General features: G+C 38.3%; 5 protein-coding genes. 4 read left to right on the top strand and 1 reads right to left on the bottom strand.

All coding sequences use genetic code 11. From position 1 onward, the window contains the following. Positions 1 to 80: 80 nt before the first annotated feature. The 4 genes from ACI4WO_RS02225 to ACI4WO_RS02210 are packed head-to-tail and all read left to right on the top strand — an operon-like array spanning position 81 to position 2,795. On the top strand, positions 81 to 653 hold the full coding sequence (locus ACI4WO_RS02225) for an indolepyruvate oxidoreductase subunit beta (RefSeq protein WP_439805928.1): 573 nt from the start codon (positions 81 to 83) through the stop codon (positions 651 to 653). Positions 654 to 667: 14 nt separating this feature from the next. Next, positions 668 to 1,969, top strand: a complete 1,302-nt coding sequence (locus tag ACI4WO_RS02220; protein ID WP_439805927.1) for a phenylacetate--CoA ligase family protein — start codon at positions 668 to 670, stop codon at positions 1,967 to 1,969. 13 nt (positions 1,970 to 1,982) lie between these two features. Then, positions 1,983 to 2,414, top strand: coding sequence for an ACT domain-containing protein (locus tag ACI4WO_RS02215; RefSeq protein WP_439805926.1), 432 nt, complete (start codon positions 1,983 to 1,985; stop codon positions 2,412 to 2,414). A gap of 12 nt (positions 2,415 to 2,426) precedes the next feature. Further along, a complete protein-coding gene (locus tag ACI4WO_RS02210; RefSeq protein WP_439805925.1) occupies positions 2,427 to 2,795 on the top strand; it encodes a zinc-ribbon domain-containing protein in 369 nt (122 codons plus the stop codon). A gap of 51 nt (positions 2,796 to 2,846) precedes the next feature. Here ACI4WO_RS02210 and coaBC read toward each other — a convergent pair. Beyond that, positions 2,847 to 3,568, bottom strand: a 722-nt coding sequence (coaBC, locus tag ACI4WO_RS02205; protein ID WP_439805924.1) for a bifunctional phosphopantothenoylcysteine decarboxylase/phosphopantothenate--cysteine ligase CoaBC, incomplete at its 5' end; no start/stop codon positions are given.

Raw genomic sequence — 3,568 nt, 5'->3', positions numbered from 1 at the left:
AAGATGACGGGATAAGTGACTTACTGGCATTTGTTCAGACAAAAGCAGGCAAGTTACAGTAAATGGAGGTTTTTATATTAATGGATACAAAATCAATTATGATAGTCGGTGTCGGCGGACAGGGAAGTCTTCTGGCATCAAGAATAATCGGAAATGCACTGCTGTCTCAGGGATTTGATGTAAAGGTCAGCGAAGTACATGGAATGTCACAAAGGGGCGGTTCAGTTGTTACATATGTAAAATATGGTGATAAGGTTTATTCTCCGGTTATAGAAAAAGGAGAAGCAGATATTATAGTTTCCTTTGAACTTCTGGAGGCTGCCAGATGGGTTTCATATCTTAAAAAGGATGGACATCTTATAACCTCTACTCAGACTCTTGACCCTATGCCGGTAATTACTGGTGCTGCAGAATATCCGGAAAATATTACTGAAAAGCTTAAAAAATCAGGAATTGATGTTATTGCAGCAGACGCTTTGTCTGTGGCAGAACAGGCAGGTAATGCTAAGGCTTCAAATGTGGTTCTTATAGGATTGCTGGCTTCAAAAATGCCGTTTGAGGAAAGCGTATGGAAATCGGCTGTTAAGGAATGCGTTCCGGAAAAATTTCTGGAGCTTAATCTTAAGGCATTTGATTTGGGTAAAAATCTTTAATAAAGGAGATGCAGATGGAAAGATATTGGAACGAAAATATTGAATGCGCCACATATGACGAAATGAAATTACTTCAAAGCTTCAGATTTTCTCAGACTGTAAGAAGAGTATATAAAAATGTGCCTTTTTACCGTGAAAGAATGGAAAAGGCAGGGGTAACACCAGATGATATTCACAGTATTGAGGATTTGCATAAATTACCCTTTACCATGAAGCAGGATCTGAGAGATACGTACCCTTACGGACTTTTTGCAGTACCTATGGATGATGTTGTAAGAGTTCACGCATCCAGCGGAACTACGGGAAAGCAGATCGTTGTAGGATATACCAGAAACGATCTGGATATATGGTCTGAATGCTGTGCGAGAGCCCTTACAGCGGCAGGTGCTACCAATAAGGATTTTATGCATGTATCATATGGATATGGTCTTTTTACAGGCGGACTGGGACTTCACGGCGGTGCAGAAAAGGTGGGAATGACAGTTATTCCCGTATCAACAGGCAATACAAAAAGGCAGATTAATATAATAAAGGATTTCGGATCTACATATATTTGCTGTACTCCTTCATATGCACTGTATCTGGCAGAAACTATGGAAGAAATGGGTGTTACAAAAGACGATATTCACCTTAAGGGAGGTCTTTTCGGTGCTGAACCATGGACAGAGGAAATGCGCCATGAAATTGAGTCGAAGCTAGGACTTAAGGCAATGGATATTTACGGACTTACTGAAATTATCGGACCCGGCGTGGCTTTTGAATGCTGTGAACAAACCGGAATGCACATCAATGAAGATCATTTTATTGCTGAAACCATTGATCCTGATACAGGTGAAGTCCTTCCGGAAGGTTCTCAGGGAGAAATTGTGTTTACATGTATTACAAAGGAAGCTTTTCCCCTTCTGCGTTACAGAACAAGGGATATCGGAATATTAAAACGTGAAAAATGTTCATGCGGCAGGACGCTTATAAAAATGATGAAGCCAGCCGGACGCTCAGATGATATGCTGATTATAAGAGGCGTTAATGTTTTTCCTTCCCAGGTTGAAAGTGTTCTGCTGCAGCTGGGTAATACAGCTCCTTATTATCAGCTTATTGTTGACAGGGTTAATAATACTGATACACTGGAAATTCAGGTTGAAATATCTCCGGATATGTTCTCAGATACTGTAAAAAGTCTTGAGGATCAGGAGAAAATTATTAAATCGGCAATTGATTCTGCTCTTGGAATTTCGGCAAAAATTCGTCTTGTTGAACCTAAGACGATTAAAAGAACCGAAGGAAAAGCAGTCAGAGTTATAGATAACAGGAAATAGGGGAGGTATGAATATGCTAATTAAACAGATTTCAATTTTTGTTGAAAATAAACCCGGAAGACTTAGTGCTATGACGGATATACTTAAAGAAAATAATATTGATATCAGAGCACTTTCTATTGCTGATACCAAGGATTTCGGAATACTGCGCCTTATTGTAAACGATCCTGACAAGGCATGCAGTGCATTAAAAAATGCTGATTGCACAGTTACAATTACTGACGTTCTGGCTGTAGGCGTAGAAGACCGTCCGGGAGGACTTTCAGCAGTTATGCATACCCTTTATGAAAACGGTATCAGTGTTGAGTATATGTATGCTTTTGTAAGCAAGTCAGAAGACGTGGCTTATGTTATATTAAGAGTAGCCGATAATAATAAGGCTGCTGAAGTATTAAAAACAGCAGGTATAAAGCTGCTTACAAGCAAAGAAATTTATGAAATGTAATGGAGGAAAATTATGAGTATTTTTAACAAAATCGGCGGAGTTGCCAGCGATGTAAGCAGAAATGTAAACGAAAAGACAAAAAACATTTCTGACACAAGTAATCTGAAAAGAAAGATTGCATACGAGGAAGAAAGAATAATGGAGATTTTTGCTGACATCGGCAGAACCTATTATAAAACTCCTGAAAAGGTTGATGAACTTAAGGCATATTGTGAAGATATTGATACAAGAAAAAAGAGAATCAAGAAAATGCGTTTTGAACTCCAGACAATGAAGGGTGTTAAAATCTGTCCTAACTGTCAGTCTGAGGTTGATGAGAAATTTCAGTTCTGCGGTGTGTGCGGAGCAAAGCTTCCTGCTAATGAAGATGATGTGGTTTAATACCTGAGATTTATAAAAAAGGGTACGCTTTAGCGTACCCTTTTATTTACATTATCTGACAGCTGTTTTGAAATTTGTACTTTTAATTATAAAATCAAGTATTTTATCTGCGGCATCATCTTTAGACATTATCGGATATTCTTCCAGTTCATTTTTAGTAATAAGAGTTATAACATTCGTATCAGTACCAAATCCGGCACCAGGACATTTTAAGCTGTTTGCGACAATCATATCACAGTTTTTGACATCAAGTTTTTTTCTTGAATTTTCTATCAGGTTTTCTGTTTCCATTGAAAATCCGCAAACGAACTGGTTGTCACGTTTTTTTCGGCATATTTCAGATAAAATATCCTTTGTGCGTTTCAGACGTATGCTGATACTTTCATCATGTTTTTTTATTTTGCTGTCACTTACATTTTCCGGATAATAGTCCGCAACAGCGGCTGACATTATAATAACATCAGTATCTTCAAAGTTGTTAATTACTGCATTATACATATCCTCAGCACTTGTAACAGAAATTGTATTTACAAACGGAGGAGGTGTAAGAGAAGTTTTGCCAGTTATAAGAGTAACATCAGCTCCCCGGAGCGTTGCACGGTATGCAGCAGCATATCCCATTTTTCCTGTAGAGTGATTTGTTATAAATCTTACGGGATCAATAGCTTCCTGAGTCGGTCCTGCAGTAACAAGAACACGTTTGCCCTTGTAATCCTTACGGCATGCGATGGATTTTAAAATATAAGATATCAGAACATCTTCAGAGGGCATTT

The sequence above is a fragment of the Porcipelethomonas sp. genome (assembly GCF_051893655.1).
In the GTDB taxonomy this organism is placed as follows: domain Bacteria; phylum Bacillota; class Clostridia; order Oscillospirales; family Ruminococcaceae; genus Porcipelethomonas.
Note: the sequence above shows the minus strand (reverse complement) of the source record. Positions and strands in the feature narration are given on the sequence as shown.